Raw genomic sequence first — 14,582 nt, 5'->3', positions numbered from 1 at the left:
GGAACTACAATCCGGCCAAAGCCTGAAACGGCACACGCGGGCGACGACCGGAGCGACTTCCGGCGCGCACGACCAGAACAATGGAGACACGTCATGCATTCGATCGCACACCCGCGCTCGCGGGCCTCCTTGCACGATTCGTACGCTCATTCCATCGGGGACGCGCCCGCGTGCGTCATCCGGCGCGCATCGTGATCGACGAGGGATTCGCGCCATGACCAAATTCCAGACCCCTGAAACCGACGTCGCCGAGGCGGGCGCAGCGCGCGCCAAGTCCAACGGCGCGAGCGGGACGAAGCACACACCCGATCCCGACGCCATCGCGCTGCCGAGCGCGCTCGTCGACATCACACCGCAGCAGGCGGGCACGCAGACGCTGTTGCGCGGCCTCGCGATTCTCGAAGCCGCCGCGAACGGCGCGCGCGACCTGCGCGCGTTCGGCGCGGCGCTCGGCACGACGCGCAGCACGACGCATCGGCTCGTGAGCTCGCTCGTGCAAGCGCGCTATCTGCGTCAGGTGCAGGGCGGCTATCTGCTCGGGCCGAAGCTCATCGAACTCGGCACGATCGCGCTCGAACAGATGCCGCTCACGACCGTCGCGCGACCGCATCTGCAGGCGCTCGCCGAGCATACGCACGACACGATCCATCTCGGCGTGCGCGAGGGCGACGACGTGCTCTACATCGACAAGATTCCGGGCACGCGCGGCCTGGAGATGCGTTCGCGCGTCGGGCACCGGATGCCGCTCGCGTCGACGGGCATCGGCAAGGCGATGATGCTCGACCTCGAAGCGAACGCGTGGAAGAAGCTGCTGGAAGCGTCGCATCGCGTGCTCGCGAGGATGAGCTTCAAGCCCGACAACCGCCCCGACTTCGACACCTTTCAGCAGCGCATGACGCGCTATGCGCAAGGCGGCTTCACGTTCGATCTCGAAGAGAACGAGGCGTCGATCCGCTGCGTCGCCGCGCCGGTGCGCGATGCGTCGGGCGCGATCGTCGCGGCCTTGTCGGTGGCGAGCACCATTCCCTATATGCCGCACGAGCGCATGGAGGAACTGATTCCGGTCGTGCAGCGCGAAGCGCACGCGATCTCCGAGGAACTTGGCTGGCGCGCGCCGCAGGCCGCCCGCAGGATCAAGCGATGACCGCATCCGTTTCCACGCCCGCGCTCATCGCGCTCGACTGGGGCACGACTTCGCTGCGCGCCTATCTGCTTGGCGCCGACGGTCTCGCCCTCGATACGCGCGCATCGTCGGCGGGCATCATGAATCTGCCGGCGGGCGGGTTCGATCAGGCGTTCGAGGAAACCTGCGGCGCGTGGCTCGACGCGCACGCGCACTTGCCGGTGATCGCGGCGGGCATGGTCGGCAGCGCGCAGGGCTGGGTCGAGGCGCCGTACGTCGAAACGCCGGCGAATGCCGATGCGCTCGTCGCGGGCATCGTCGATGTGAAGACGGCGCGCGGCGTCGTGCTGCATGTCGTGCCGGGCGTGCTGGAGCGCGGCGTGTTGCCCAACGTGATGCGCGGCGAGGAAACGCAGATTTTCGGCGCGCTTGCGAGCGAGCCGGCGCTCGGAAACGCGGGCGGCGCGCTGATCGGACTGCCGGGCACGCACGCGAAGTGGGCGTTCGTCGCCGATGAGCGCATCGAGCGTTTCTACACCTTCATGACGGGCGAGACCTTCAGCGCGCTGCGCGATCACACGATCCTCGGCCGCACGATGCATCCCACCGCGACGCACGACGAACAGGCGTTCCTGCGCGGCGTCGAGACGGCGCGCGATGCCGGTCATCCCGGCGTGCTCGCGACGATCTTCAGCACGCGCACGCTCGGCCTCACGGGCCAACTGAGCGCGGAGCAGCAATCGGATTATTTGTCGGGCCTGTTGATCGGCCATGAATTGCGCGGGCTGAACGAAGTGCTTGCGCGCGAACAATCCGCGCTCGCGGGAAAGCCCCTGCGCCTGATCGGCAACGATGCGCTTTGCAATCGCTATCGCGCCGCGCTCGCGCGTTTCGGATGCCACGATGCCGCCACGGTCGCGCACGCCACCGAGCACGGCCTTTATGGAATCGCCGCGCTGGCCGGGCTGGTCGCGGCCAGGCGCGTGGCCTGAAAAGGAGAGAACACGATGCAGCCTTCCATCAATCTGCCCGCGCCCTACGGCATGCACGCCGGTCTCGCAAAGGCGTTCGCCGCGTGCCCGCTGATCGCGATACTGCGCGGCGTCACGCCGGCCGAAGCCGCCGATCACGGCCGCGCGCTCTATGAAGCGGGCTTTCGCATCGTCGAAGTGCCGCTGAATTCGCCGCAGCCGTTCGACAGCATCGCGGCGATCCGTCAGACGCTGCCCGCCGATGCGATCGTCGGTGCGGGAACGGTGCTGCATCCGAGTTACGTCGATAGCGTGAAGGCCGCGGGCGGCGAGCTCATCGTGATGCCGCACAGCGACGCCGATGTCGTGCGCGCCGCGAAGGCGCAGGGTCTCGCGTGCGCGCCGGGCGTCGCGACGCCGAACGAGGCGTTTCTCGCGCTGAAGAACGGCGCGGACGTGCTGAAGATGTTTCCCGCCGAGCAGCTCGGCCCAACGGTGACGAAGGCATGGCGCGCGGTGATCGCGAAGGACGTGCCGCTCGTGCCGGTCGGCGGTATTGCGCCGGACAACATGGAGCCGTTCTTGAGCGCAGGCGCGAACGGCTTCGGCCTCGGCTCGGCGCTCTACAAGCCGGGCCAGAGCGCGGACGTCACGGCGCGGCACGCGAAGGCGTTCATTGACGGACTGGCCGTTGCACGAGGCGCAGCCAAATGAACCGCCTCGCCGGCAAGGTCGCGATGGTCACGGGCGCGGGACGCGGCATCGGCGCGGCGATCGCGCTGGCGTTCGCGCGCGAGGGCGCACGCGTCGCGCTCGCGGAACTCGACATCGGCACGGCCCGCGAAACCGCCAAGCGCATCGGGGAAGAAACCGGCGCGAACGTCATCGCGGTCGAAACGGACGTGACGCAAAGCGCATCGGTGAAGGAAGCCGTCGCGCAGACCGAAGCCGCGCTCGGCCCGCTCGACGTGCTCGTGAACAACGCCGGCATCAACGTGTTCTGCGATCCGCTCACGATGACCGACGACGACTGGCGCCGCTGCTTCGCCGTCGATCTCGACGGCGTGTGGAACGGCTGCCGCGCGGTGCTGCCGGGCATGGTCGAGCGCGGGCGCGGCAGCATCGTGAACATCGCGTCGACGCACAGCTTCAAGATCATTCCGGGCTGCTTTCCGTATCCGGTGGCAAAGCACGGTGTGATCGGCCTCACGCGCGCGCTCGGCATCGAGTACGCGCCGAACAACGTGCGCGTGAATGCGATCGCGCCGGGTTACATCGAAACGCAACTGACGCTCGACTGGTGGAATTCGCAGGCTGATCCGAAGGCCGCGCGTCAGGCGACGCTCGATCTTCAGCCGATGAAGCGTATCGGCGAGCCGCGGGAAGTCGCGATGACGGCGGTGTTCCTCGCATCGGACGAGGCGCCGTTCATCAACGCGAGCTGTATCACCGTGGACGGCGGGCGAAGCGCGCTGTACCACGACTAAAGCAAACGAGATCACGAAGGAATGACGCACTGGCCGCTGTGCGGACATCAATCAACAAGAAAGCGGCCACACACTTCGTAGCGCCCGCGCGCGGGCATTTTTCGACATCGGAAAAAGTCGGGAGACAAAAAATGAAACGCAGACTGTTCCTCACGCTGATCGCCGCTGCCACGGCAACGAGCGCGTCCATGATCGCGGCGCCGGTCGCGCAGGCCGCCGACGAGGTCAAGATCGGCTTCCTCGTGAAGCAGCCGGAAGAGCCGTGGTTTCAGGACGAATGGAAGTTCGCCGAAATCGCCGCCAAGGAAAAGGGCTTCACGCTCGTGAAGATCGGCGCGCCGTCGGGTGAAAAGGTGATGAGCGCGATCGACAACCTCGCCGCGCAGAAGGCGCAGGGCTTCATCATCTGTACGCCGGACGTGAAGCTCGGGCCGGGCATCGTCGCGAAGGCGAAGGCCGACAAGCTCAAGATGATGACGGTCGATGACCGCCTCGTCGACGGTTCGGGCAAGCCGATCGAATCCGTACCGCACATGGGCATTTCCGCATACAACATCGGCAAGCAGGTGGGCGACGGGATCGCCGCCGAGATCAAGAAGCGCGGCTGGGACATGAAGGATGTCGGCGCGATCGACGTGACTTACGAGCAATTGCCGACCGCGCATGACCGCACGGCCGGCGCGACCGATGCGCTCGTCGCCGCCGGTTTCCCGAAGGCGAACATCGTCGCCGCGCCGCAGGCGAAGACCGACACCGAGAACGCGTTCAACGCCGCGAACATCGCGCTGACGAAGAATCCGCAATACAAGCACTGGGTCGCCTACGGCCTGAACGACGAAGCCGTCCTCGGCGCGGTGCGCGCAGCGGAAGGCCGCGGCTTCAAGGCGGACAACATGATCGGCATCGGTATCGGCGGATCGGACTCGGCGTTAAACGAGTTCAAGAAACCGAATCCGACGGGCTTCTACGGCACCGTCATCATCAGCCCGAAGCGCCACGGCGAAGAGACGTCCGAGCTGATGTACGCGTGGATCAAGGACGGCAAGGCGCCGCCGCCGCTCACGCTCACGACCGGCATGCTGGCCACGCGTGAAAACGTGGCATCGGTGCGCCAGCAGATGGGACTGGCATCGAACTAAGTCTTGCGTGAGGGAAGCGGGCCGCGCGTGCGGTCCGCTCGAGAATAGGAGGCGATGTGTCAGCGACGCTGCGTTTTGACAATATCGGCAAGGTGTTTCCAGGCGTGCGCGCGCTCGACGGCGTGTCGTTCGACGTCAACGCCGGCGAAGTTCACGGTTTGATGGGCGAGAACGGCGCGGGCAAATCGACCTTGCTCAAGATTCTCGGCGGCGAGTATCAGCCCGATTCGGGGCGCGTGCTCATCGACGACAAGGAAGTGCATTTCGCGAGCGCGGCGGCATCGATTGCCGCGGGCATCGCGGTGATTCATCAGGAATTGCAGTACGTGCCGGATCTGACCGTGTCCGAGAATCTGCTGCTCGGCGCATTGCCGAACCGGCTCGGCTGGGTCGACAAGCGCGCGGCCAAGGCGCACGTACGCGAGCGGCTTGCGGCGATGGGCGTCGATCTCGATCCGAATGCGAAGCTGCGCAAGCTGTCGATCGCGCAGCGGCAGATGGTCGAAATCTGCAAGGCGCTGCTGCGCAACGCGCGCGTGATCGCGCTCGACGAACCGACGAGTTCGCTGTCGCATCGCGAGACGGAAGTGCTCTTCAAGCTCGTGCGCGATCTGCAGGCGGATAACCGTGCGCTGATCTACATCTCGCATCGCATGGACGAGATTTACGAACTGTGCAACGCGTGCACGATTTTCCGCGACGGGCGCAAGATCGCGTCGCATCTTTCGCTCGCGGATGTGCCGCGCGAAACGCTCGTGCAGGAAATGGTCGGGCGCGAGATCAGCGACATCTACAACTATCGCGCGCGTCCTTTGGGCGACGTGCGCTTCTCCGTGAAGAACGTGGAGGGCGATGCATTGAGCGCGCCCGCGAGCTTCGAAGTGAAGCGCGGGGAGATCGTGGGCTTCTTCGGGCTCGTCGGCGCGGGACGCAGCGAGCTGATGCATCTCGTCTACGGCGCGGACAAGAAGAAGGGCGGCGACATCATGCTCGACGGCAAGCCGATCAAGGTTCGCAGCACCGGCGAGGCGATTCGTCACGGCATCGTGCTGTGTCCGGAGGATCGGAAGGAAGAAGGCATCGTCGCGATGGCGACGGTCGCGGAGAACATCAATATTTCGTGCCGGCGGCACTATCTGCGCGGCGGGCTGTTTCTGGATCGCAAGAAGGAGGCGCAGACGGCCGAGCGCTTCATCCAGTTGCTGAAGATCAAGACGCCGAGCCGGAAGCAGCGCATCCGTTTTCTTTCGGGCGGCAATCAGCAGAAGGCGATTCTGTCGCGCTGGCTCGCGGAGCCGGACCTGAAGGTCGTGATTCTCGACGAACCGACGCGCGGCATCGACGTCGGCGCGAAGCATGAGATTTACAACGTGATCTATCAGCTTGCGGAGCGCGGCTGCGCGATCGTGATGATTTCGTCGGAATTGCCGGAAGTGCTGGGCGTGTCGGACCGGATCGTCGTGATGCGGCAGGGGCGTATCGCGGGCGAACTGGCGCGCGAGAAGGCGAGCGAACAAACAGTGTTGAGCCTTGCGCTGCCGCAGGCGGAAACGGTCGCGCAGGCGGCGTAAAGACGAGAGGAGCGAATCATGGAAGCAAGAGAAAACATCGTGGGGCAGGCGACGGAAAGCGTCGCGAACGCGCTGATCCCGCAAAAGAACGACAAGCAGAAGTGGTGGCAGCAGATCACGGAGTACAGCCTGATCGTGATCTTCATCGTGATGTTCCTGACGATGTCGCTGACCGTCGATCACTTCTTCTCGATCGAGAACATGCTCGGCCTCGCGCTGTCGATCTCGCAGATCGGCATGGTCGCGTGCACGATGATGTTCTGCCTCGCGTCGCGCGATTTCGACTTGTCGGTGGGCTCGACGATCGCCTTCGCCGGTGTTCTGTGCGCGATGGTTCTGAATGCGACGGACAACACGTTCATCGCGATCATCGCGGCGGTGGCTGCGGGTGCGGTGATCGGGTTTGTGAACGGCGCGGTGATCGCTTATCTGCGAATCAACGCGCTGATTACGACCTTGGCGACGATGGAAATCGTGCGCGGGCTCGGGTTCATCGTGTCGCACGGGCAGGCGGTGGGTGTGTCGTCGGATACGTTCATCGCGCTCGGCAGTCTGTCGATGATCGGGATTTCCCTGCCAATCTGGGTCACGCTTGCGTGCTTCATCGTTTTTGGCGTATTGCTCAATCAGACGGTGTATGGACGTAATACATTGGCTATCGGCGGTAATCCCGAGGCTTCGCGGCTCGCGGGGATCAATGTCGAGCGCACGCGTGTGTGGATCTTTTTGATTCAGGGCGCTGTGACCGCGCTGGCTGGGGTCATTCTCGCTTCGCGCATCACGTCGGGGCAGCCGAATGCCGCTCAAGGCTTCGAGCTCAATGTCATTTCTGCCTGTGTTCTTGGCGGTGTTTCTCTGCTGGGCGGTAGGGCGACGATTTCCGGTGTCGTGATTGGCGTGCTCATCATGGGCACTGTCGAGAACGTCATGAACCTTTTGAATATCGACGCGTTTTATCAGTACCTCGTGAGAGGGGCTATCCTGCTTGCTGCCGTTCTGCTCGATCAGTTGAAGAATCGCGGGTCGCGGGATTGATGTTTTTGCGGTTGATGTCGTTGTTGATGTTTTGCCGTTGATGTCGCTGGATCCCGTTTTCGTGTCGGTCTATCAGCGTTGCCCCTGTGCGGGGCGGCAGTGCTAGTAGACCACTAAGAAACCGGGATCCGGCAAAAAGCGCAAAGCTAACGAGCGCGACAAGCGAAGCAAGGAGAGACAAAACCCAATGGCAACGATCGAAAAGAACCTCGCAAGATACCCCGGCCTCCAAGGCAAAACAGTGCTGATAACCGGAGGCGCAACAGGCATCGGCGAAGGCTTCGTCGAACACTTCTTCGATCAGGGCGCGAAAGTCGCCTTCTTCGACATCGACACCGACGCTGGCGAAGCGCTCGCCGACCGCCTCGGCGCAGCCCTGCAAGAAGGCCAGACCCGCCCGATGTTCCTCAACGTCGACCTGACCGACATCGACGCACTCCGCAAAGGCATCGCCGATGTAAGAGCCGCCCTCGGGCCCATCAACGTGCTTGTCAACAACGCTGCCAACGACAAACGCCACGCAATCGAAGACGTCACGCCCGAGTCGTACGATGCAGGCATCGCGGTCAACATCCGCCATCAATTCTTCGCGGCGCAGGCCGTCATCGACGACATGAAGCGCGCGGGCGGCGGCTCGATCATCAATCTCGGCTCGATCAGCTGGATGCTCAAGCAAGGTAACTTCCCCGTCTACACGACGTCGAAATCGGCAGTGCAAGGCATGACGCGCGGCCTCGCGCGCGATCTCGGCAAATTCGGCATCCGCGTGAATACGCTCGTGCCGGGCTGGGTGATGACCGAGAAGCAAAAGCGTCTGTGGCTCGACGAGGCCGGCAAGGAAGCAATCAAGCAAGGCCAGTGCATCGACGGAGAACTGCTGCCCGCACACCTCGCGCGCGCGGCGCTCTTTCTAGCATCGGACGACAGCAAAATGATCACGGCGCAGGACATGATCGTCGACGGAGGATGGGCCTGATGAATCCGATGCGAGCGCAACTTCTCATCGACAGCCAGTGTTCGCTCGGCGAAGGCGCGACGTGGTGCGCCGCGAGCGGCCGCTTCTGGTGGACCGATATCGAAGGCAAGAAGCTGTGGCGCTACGATCCGCGCGACGGCGCGAGCGAATCGTTCGACATGCCCGAGCGGCTTGCGTGCTTCACGCCGTGCGCCGATGCGCGTTTCCTGCTGCTCGGCCTCGCATCGCGGCTCGCGTTCCATGAAATCGCGACGGGCAAGATCGAAACCATCATGGAAGTCGAAGCCGATCTGCCGACGCGCCTGAACGACGGCCGTTGCGACCGCGAAGGGCGATTCGTGTTCGGCACGAAACACGACGTGGACGATGCGCAACCGGTCGGCGCGTTTTATCGGCTGAATGCGGATCTGTCGCTGGAAAAGCTGCCGCTAGGGAATTGCGCGATCTCGAATAGCATCGGCTTCTCGCCCGATGGGACGACGATGTACTACTGCGATTCGCCCACGCGTCAGATTCGCGTATGCGACTATCCGACCTTCGACAACGACCGCGTGTTCGTCGAGCTGACGGATGCGACCGGCGTGCCCGACGGCTCGATCGTCGATGCGGACGGCGGCTTGTGGAACGCGCAGTGGGGCGGCGCGCGCGTCGTGCGCTACGAAAGCGACGGCCGCGAGACGGCGCGCATCGACGTGCCGAGCGCGCAGCCGAGTTGCGCCGCGTTCGGCGGCGCGGACTTCGGCACGCTGTATGTGACGACGGCGCGCATCGGCCTCGGCGAAACAGACGCGCACGCAGGCGGCGTGTTCGTCGCGACGCCCGGTGCACGCGGCATCGCGGAAGCCGTATTTGCGGGCAAGGCGTAACCAGAACACGAGGCGGCGCGCGATCGACGCGCCGCCCGACCCATCCCGGCAACGCCGGGTTCTTCGCCTCTCGATGGAGCACGAGTCATGGCTGTCGCGCGAACAGAGCAAAGACCGAATCCTGCATCGATGTCCAAGGAACAGGCGAACGCCCGCCGTGCGCGGCTCGCCGCCGCCACCGAACCGCCGATCCGTCCCGGCCCGAGCACGGCGGTCGTCGCGATGGGCGGCGCCGATGTCGACGGCTGCATCACGCTCGCCAACGCGCATTTGCGGCTCGAACTGGCACCGTCGCTCGGCGGCGGCATCACGCGCTTCGACTGGCGGCACGAAGGCACGCTCGTGCCGATCTTCCGGCCGTGCGTCGCGCCGGGACCGGACACCGATCCGAATCAGCTCGCGTGCTATCCGCTTTTGCCGTATTCGAACCGCATCGGCAACGGACACTTTCAGTTTTCCGGACGCTCGATCGCGGTGCCGTGCAATCGCCCGGGCGAACCGCTGCCGCTGCACGGCGATGGCTGGCTCGGCGCGTGGGAAGTCGCGGATCAGGATTCCGCGCGCGTGCGTGTCACGCTCGATCGCAGCGGCGGCATGCCTTACGCGTTTCGCGCCGCGCAGACTTACACGCTCGACGAAGCGACGCTCGCCGTGACGCTCGATGTCGAAAATACCGGCGACGAAGCGCTGCCGTTCGGCCTCGGGCTGCATCCGTTCCTGATGCGCGAGGCGGACACGGAGTTGTCGGCGGCGGCGGGCGGCGTGTGGCTGTGCGGCGACGACTGGCTGCCTGTGCGGCATGTTCCGACGCCGCCCGCGTGGCAATTCGGCGTTGCGTATCCGATGCCATCGGAAATGGTCAACAACGCGTTCACCGGATGGAGCGGGCGCACGAGCGTGCTGTGGCCGAAGCGCCGCCTGTCGCTAACGATCGCCGCCGACACCGACTACTACGTCCTTTACGCGCCGCCCGGCGAAAGCTTTTTCTGCTTCGAGCCGGTCGATCATCCGATCAACGCGGTGAATCTGCCCGGCGGCGGGGAAGCGAACGGCATGACCGTGCTCAAACCGGGCGAACGCTTGTCGCGGGAATTCCGCTTCACCGTCGAGCGCACCGGGGAAGCGACGCGGCGCGGAAGGCCGCGCACGCGGGCAGGCGCGAAGGCGCGGGCACGGGACGCGGCGCGCTAAGCCGCGCCGGAAGACGCGACGGAAGATGACGCCACGCACGTTAAAATGCGTGGCATCGACGTTTTCAACATCTTCCCGCCATGTCCTTCATCGAATCGCTCAATGCCGCGTGGTCGCGGACTCAATCGCTTCTGTGCGTCGGCCTCGACCCGGAGCCGGCGAAGTTTCCCGGCGCACTCAACGGCCGCGCCGACGCGATCTTCGAGTTCTGCAAGACCATCGTCGATGCAACCGCGCCGTATGCATCGTCGTTCAAGCCGCAGATCGCGTACTTCGCGGCGCATCGCGCGGAAGATCAGCTCGAAGCGTTGATCGCGCATATCCACGAGAAGCACGCCGGCATTCCGGTGATTCTCGATGCGAAGCGCGGCGATATCGGCAGCACGGCCGAGCAGTACGCGAAGGAAGCGTTCGAGCGCTATCGGGCCGATGCCGTCACCGTGAATCCGTACATGGGCTTCGATTCGATCGAGCCGTATCTCGCGCATGAGGGCAAAGGCGTGATCGTGCTGTGCCGCACGTCGAACGCGGGCGGCTCCGATCTGCAATTTCTCACGACCGATGGCAAGCCGCTGTATCAGGTCGTCGCCAGGCTCGCGGCGGAAAAGTGGAATGACAAGGGCCAGTTGGGCCTCGTCGTCGGTGCGACGTTTCCGAAGGAAATCGAAACGGTACGCGGGATCGTCGGCGACATGCCGCTTCTGATTCCGGGCATCGGCGCCCAAGGCGGCGATGTCGAAGCAACCGTGCGCGCGGGCCGCACCGCGAACGGCACGGGCATGTTGATCAATTCGTCGCGCGCGATCATCTACGCCGGCAAGGGCGATCATTACGCGCAAGCCGCGGCCGAAGCCGCGAAGAAGACGCGCGATACGATCAATCAGTATCGGTGAGCGCGCGCTTCAACTATCGGCAATAGGCGCGAACAGCGCCTCGATGTCTTCGGCGGAGAACTTCTCCACCGCGCGCGCATCTTCGGACAGAATGCCCGCCGCGAGCGCTGCCTTTCGCCCCTGCATCTCCAGAATCTTTTCTTCGATGCTCCCGGCCGCGACGAGCTTGTACACGAACACCGGCTTTTCCTGGCCGATGCGGTGCGCGCGATCCGTCGCCTGATTCTCGGCCGCCGGATTCCACCACGGATCGTAATGAATGACGGTATCGGCCGCCGTCAGGTTCAGGCCGACGCCGCCCGCCTTCAGGCTGATCAGGAAGACCGGCGCTTCGCCCTTCTGGAAGCGCTGCACCGGCGTCTTGCGGTCAGCGGTGTCGCCCGTCAGCGTGACATACGCGAGACCGGCCTCGTCGAGCGCGGCGGCGATGATCGCGAGCATGCCCGTGAACTGCGAGAAAACGAGCACGCGCCGGCCTTCCTCGATGAGCGCCGGAAGCATCTCGAGCAACAGCGCGAGCTTGGCCGATCCCGCGGTTTTCGGCGCCCCCGGCAGCTTGACGAGCGACGGATCGCAGCACACTTGCCGCAGTTTCAGCAACGCGTCGAGCATCACGATATGGCTGCGTGCGAACCCCTGCTTCGAGATAGCGTCGCGCACCTTCTTCTGCATCGCGGCGCGCACGGTTTCATAGAGATCACGCTGTGCGTCTTCGAGTTCGACGCTGCGCACGATCATTGTCTTCGGCGGCAATTCCGTCGCGACTTCATCTTTGCGGCGGCGAAGCATGAACGGGCGAATCCGGCGCGCGAGCAGATCGCGGCGCATCGCGTCGTTCTGCTTTTCGATAGGCTTGCGCCAGCGAGAGGCGAACTCCTTTTTCGAGCCGAGAAAGCCGGGCAGCAGGAAATCGAACTGCGACCAAAGTTCGCCCAGATGATTCTCCAGCGGCGTCCCCGTGAGAGAGAGCCGATGCCGCGCGCCCAACGTGCGAACCACGCCCGCCGCCTTGCTCGATGCGTTCTTCACGTAATGCGCTTCGTCGAGTATCAACAGGTGATAGTCGTGCTGCGACAGCGCTTTGTGATCGCGCCAGACGAGCGCATACGTCGTCACGACGAGGTCGTGCCGCGCAATTTCCGTGAAGCGTTCGTGACGCAACGGGCCATGCAGATCGAGCACTTTCAGCGAGGGCACGAAGCGGCGCGCTTCGTCGATCCAGTTGTTGACGAGCGTGGTCGGCACGACGATCAGCGCCGGGCTCGTGAGCCGGCCCGCCTCCTTCTCGACGAGTATGTGCGCGAGCGTCTGTATGGTCTTGCCGAGCCCCATGTCGTCCGCGAGCACGCCGGCGATATCGTGTTCGCGCAGGAATTGCATCCAGTCGACGCCCTCGCGCTGATAGTCACGCAGCGTCGCTTGAAGCCCGCGTGGGGCGTCGATGCGGCGCGTTCCCGCGACGTTGCGTAGCCGTTTCGCAAGTTCGATGACCGACGCGTCGCCATCGAATTGCCAGCGAAGCGTTTCGTCGGCGGCGGCGAGACGGCCGGCTTCGAGCGCCTGCAGCCGCAGTGACGCGTCGGCTTTCGGCTCGGCGCGGTCGAACAGGTCGATGAGCGCGCGCACGAGCGGCTTGATCCGCGCGGCGCGCATCGCGAAGCGCCTGCCTTCGTGCGTGCGGAATTCGACGGCGTGCGCATCGTCGATGGCGTCGATCGCGCCGTTCAACCAGCGGCGATCCCGGGCGAAAAGCTCGGCGAGCAACGGTTCGAGGCGCACGCGCTCCGTCTCGACGAGGATGCCCAACTCGAGATCGAACCAGCCGTTTTCGGCGGCGCGCGCGGTCGCGTCGATTTGCTCGACCTCGACGACATCGAAGCGCGAATTGGGCGTGATCTCGATGCGCCAGCCGGCGTCGCGCAAAGCGGGAATGTCGTCGCTGACGAACGCCGGCCACGCGTCGCGCGCCGGCATGATGAAGCCGCCCGCATACGGTGAGTCGGCGCGGCTGACAGGCGCGCCGGAGACCGACTTCATCCCGCGTCCGAGCAGGCGTCCGGCGCATGCATCTTCGATATCGATCCGGCGCGCGATACGGACGAGCTCGCCGTCCGCGAGCCGCAAAAGAGCGTCGGGACTGTTCGCCGCGATCGTCACGCCGCCGTAGTCGAAATCGAGCAACGCGATGTCCAGTTCGGTCGCGGGCATATCCAGCCTGGCGGGTGCATCGAGCAACAGCGTATCGAGCGTGAGGACGGGCGCCGGCGTCGCGTCGATCGTGCGTATTCCGGTCTCGCCGTCGGAGGGCGGCGCGGGCAGATCGGGCGCGAATTCGGCGAGCGCGTTACGCACGGCGGCCGCTTCGTCGAGCGTGAGCACCGGCATCGACAGATAATCGGCGAGCAGTTCGTCCGAAATCGGTACGTCGATGGATCCGGTTTCGTTCGTAACGATGTCGATGTACAACGGCGGCTCGGTCGGCAATGTGACGTTCGATTCCGGCGACGTTTCGAGCGAGGCGAAGATCATGTCGTCGCCGTGCGGAATCCATTCGATGTTTCCGCTGCGCATCGCGCCTTCGCGCAACGGCTGTGCGAGTCGCGGATCCCGGATGTCCGGTTCGAAGTAGAGGCGGCCCGTCGCGAGCATCATCTGCCAGACGATCGCGCCGCGCTTGCCCTTGAGCGCGTAGTAGCCGCTTGAACCTCCGCGCTCGTTCCTGAGCGCACGGACGATGGGTTCATCTGCCGGCGTCACGAATTTCGGCGGATTATTCCACTGGGCGTAATTTGGATACCACGCTTCGGTCGCGCGAATGTCGCCGTTGGTGCCGAGCCGCGCCTTCAGCATTGCGATCTCGAAAGGCAGCGCCCCGTACATGGACGGAACGAGCACATAGAGAATTTGGTTGTTTGCGCCTGTCGTGCGCCGGACCGCTGTCGCGCGTGCCCGACGCGTCGCCTCGACCTTCGCCCGAAAGCTGGAAAGCCACTGCTCGACCTCGAAACTCACGCCCGTTTGATCGGCTGCTTGCGTGCGATCCAGATAGGCGAGCAGCGTCGCCGCGACATGCTTGCATTCGTAACCGACGGGACAAGAGCAATAGCCGCGCGGCCGTTCTTCGCGGAAGGAAATCTCGACCGAGTACGGCTGTAGCTGCGTGCCGGGCACGCGCGCGCGCAGGATTTCGCCCGTCCAGCCGAGATCGCGCACCGCATTAACGTAGTCGAGCGCCTTGCCGAAGGTCTTCTGACCCATCCAGCGGGCCACCTGATCCTTGCTGAACGTGATGGAATCGGCCGGATTGTCGATGCGCTTGTTCATGCGATA

12 protein-coding genes are annotated in these 14,582 nt (G+C 64.6%); 11 read left to right on the top strand and 1 reads right to left on the bottom strand.

Annotated elements, in window-relative coordinates; translation table 11 throughout:
• The first annotated feature begins 214 nt into the window (after positions 1-214).
• From NCS02_RS11970 to pyrF, 11 genes are all read left to right on the top strand, one after another.
• The gene (locus tag NCS02_RS11970; RefSeq protein ID WP_239295159.1) at positions 215-1,144 is read left to right on the top strand and encodes an IclR family transcriptional regulator; all 930 of its coding nucleotides are present in this window, start codon (positions 215-217) and stop codon (positions 1,142-1,144) included.
• On the top strand, positions 1,141-2,115 hold the full coding sequence (locus NCS02_RS11965; protein ID WP_250482247.1) for a 2-dehydro-3-deoxygalactonokinase: 975 nt from the start codon (positions 1,141-1,143) through the stop codon (positions 2,113-2,115). The genes NCS02_RS11970 and NCS02_RS11965 overlap by 4 nt, the downstream gene beginning before the upstream one ends.
• A 15-nt stretch (positions 2,116-2,130) precedes the next feature.
• Positions 2,131-2,808: a 2-dehydro-3-deoxy-6-phosphogalactonate aldolase gene (locus tag NCS02_RS11960; RefSeq protein ID WP_250507517.1), complete on the top strand. Its 678-nt coding sequence runs from the start codon at positions 2,131-2,133 to the stop codon at positions 2,806-2,808.
• Positions 2,805-3,581 carry an SDR family oxidoreductase gene (locus tag NCS02_RS11955; RefSeq protein ID WP_250482245.1) on the top strand — a complete coding sequence of 259 codons (777 nt, stop codon included), beginning with the start codon at positions 2,805-2,807 and terminating at the stop codon, positions 3,579-3,581. The genes NCS02_RS11960 and NCS02_RS11955 overlap by 4 nt, the downstream gene beginning before the upstream one ends.
• A gap of 131 nt (positions 3,582-3,712) precedes the next feature.
• Positions 3,713-4,720 (top strand): arabinose ABC transporter substrate-binding protein, encoded by a 1,008-nt coding sequence (locus tag NCS02_RS11950; RefSeq protein ID WP_008342889.1) that lies wholly within the window; start codon positions 3,713-3,715, stop codon positions 4,718-4,720.
• Between the two features lie 56 nt (positions 4,721-4,776).
• Positions 4,777-6,291: an L-arabinose ABC transporter ATP-binding protein AraG gene (gene araG / locus NCS02_RS11945; RefSeq protein ID WP_008342888.1), complete on the top strand. Its 1,515-nt coding sequence runs from the start codon at positions 4,777-4,779 to the stop codon at positions 6,289-6,291.
• A gap of 18 nt (positions 6,292-6,309) precedes the next feature.
• Positions 6,310-7,326 carry an L-arabinose ABC transporter permease AraH gene (gene araH / locus NCS02_RS11940; RefSeq protein ID WP_008342887.1) on the top strand — a complete coding sequence of 339 codons (1,017 nt, stop codon included), beginning with the start codon at positions 6,310-6,312 and terminating at the stop codon, positions 7,324-7,326.
• 187 nt (positions 7,327-7,513) lie between these two features.
• The gene (locus NCS02_RS11935; RefSeq protein WP_250507515.1) at positions 7,514-8,302 is read left to right on the top strand and encodes an SDR family NAD(P)-dependent oxidoreductase; all 789 of its coding nucleotides are present in this window, start codon (positions 7,514-7,516) and stop codon (positions 8,300-8,302) included.
• Positions 8,293-9,168 (top strand): SMP-30/gluconolactonase/LRE family protein, encoded by an 876-nt coding sequence (locus NCS02_RS11930; protein ID WP_008342885.1) that lies wholly within the window; start codon positions 8,293-8,295, stop codon positions 9,166-9,168. The genes NCS02_RS11935 and NCS02_RS11930 overlap by 10 nt, the downstream gene beginning before the upstream one ends.
• 87 nt (positions 9,169-9,255) lie before the next feature.
• Positions 9,256-10,359, top strand: coding sequence for an aldose 1-epimerase (locus NCS02_RS11925; protein WP_033536348.1), 1,104 nt, complete (start codon positions 9,256-9,258; stop codon positions 10,357-10,359).
• Between the two features lie 80 nt (positions 10,360-10,439).
• Positions 10,440-11,252: an orotidine-5'-phosphate decarboxylase gene (pyrF, locus tag NCS02_RS11920; protein ID WP_008342883.1), complete on the top strand. Its 813-nt coding sequence runs from the start codon at positions 10,440-10,442 to the stop codon at positions 11,250-11,252.
• Between the two features lie 9 nt (positions 11,253-11,261).
• Here pyrF and NCS02_RS11915 read toward each other — a convergent pair whose 3' ends face one another.
• Positions 11,262-14,576: a DEAD/DEAH box helicase gene (locus NCS02_RS11915; protein ID WP_250523149.1), complete on the bottom strand. Its 3,315-nt coding sequence runs from the start codon at positions 14,574-14,576 to the stop codon at positions 11,262-11,264.
• Positions 14,577-14,582 lie beyond the last annotated feature (6 nt).

Source organism: Caballeronia sp. NCF2 (assembly GCF_023631205.1).
Classification (GTDB): Bacteria; Pseudomonadota; Gammaproteobacteria; order Burkholderiales; family Burkholderiaceae; genus Caballeronia; species Caballeronia zhejiangensis.
The sequence above is the reverse complement of the archived record's forward strand: the minus strand, read 5'-3'. Positions and strand labels throughout refer to the sequence as shown.

What these genes read in the sequence shown, in the direction of transcription:
- NCS02_RS11970 (WP_239295159.1), top strand. Translation starts at nt 215, where the DNA reads ATGACCAAATTCCAGACCCCTGAAACCGACGTCGCCGAGGCGGGCGCA.
- NCS02_RS11965 (WP_250482247.1), top strand. Translation starts at nt 1,141, where the DNA reads ATGACCGCATCCGTTTCCACGCCCGCGCTCATCGCGCTCGACTGGGGC.
- NCS02_RS11960 (WP_250507517.1), top strand. Translation starts at nt 2,131, where the DNA reads ATGCAGCCTTCCATCAATCTGCCCGCGCCCTACGGCATGCACGCCGGT.
- NCS02_RS11955 (WP_250482245.1), top strand. Translation starts at nt 2,805, where the DNA reads ATGAACCGCCTCGCCGGCAAGGTCGCGATGGTCACGGGCGCGGGACGC.
- NCS02_RS11950 (WP_008342889.1), top strand. Translation starts at nt 3,713, where the DNA reads ATGAAACGCAGACTGTTCCTCACGCTGATCGCCGCTGCCACGGCAACG.
- araH (WP_008342887.1), top strand. Translation starts at nt 6,310, where the DNA reads ATGGAAGCAAGAGAAAACATCGTGGGGCAGGCGACGGAAAGCGTCGCG.
- NCS02_RS11935 (WP_250507515.1), top strand. Translation starts at nt 7,514, where the DNA reads ATGGCAACGATCGAAAAGAACCTCGCAAGATACCCCGGCCTCCAAGGC.
- NCS02_RS11930 (WP_008342885.1), top strand. Translation starts at nt 8,293, where the DNA reads ATGGGCCTGATGAATCCGATGCGAGCGCAACTTCTCATCGACAGCCAG.
- NCS02_RS11925 (WP_033536348.1), top strand. Translation starts at nt 9,256, where the DNA reads ATGGCTGTCGCGCGAACAGAGCAAAGACCGAATCCTGCATCGATGTCC.
- pyrF (WP_008342883.1), top strand. Translation starts at nt 10,440, where the DNA reads ATGTCCTTCATCGAATCGCTCAATGCCGCGTGGTCGCGGACTCAATCG.
- NCS02_RS11915 (WP_250523149.1), bottom strand. Translation starts at nt 14,576, where the DNA reads ATGAACAAGCGCATCGACAATCCGGCCGATTCCATCACGTTCAGCAAG.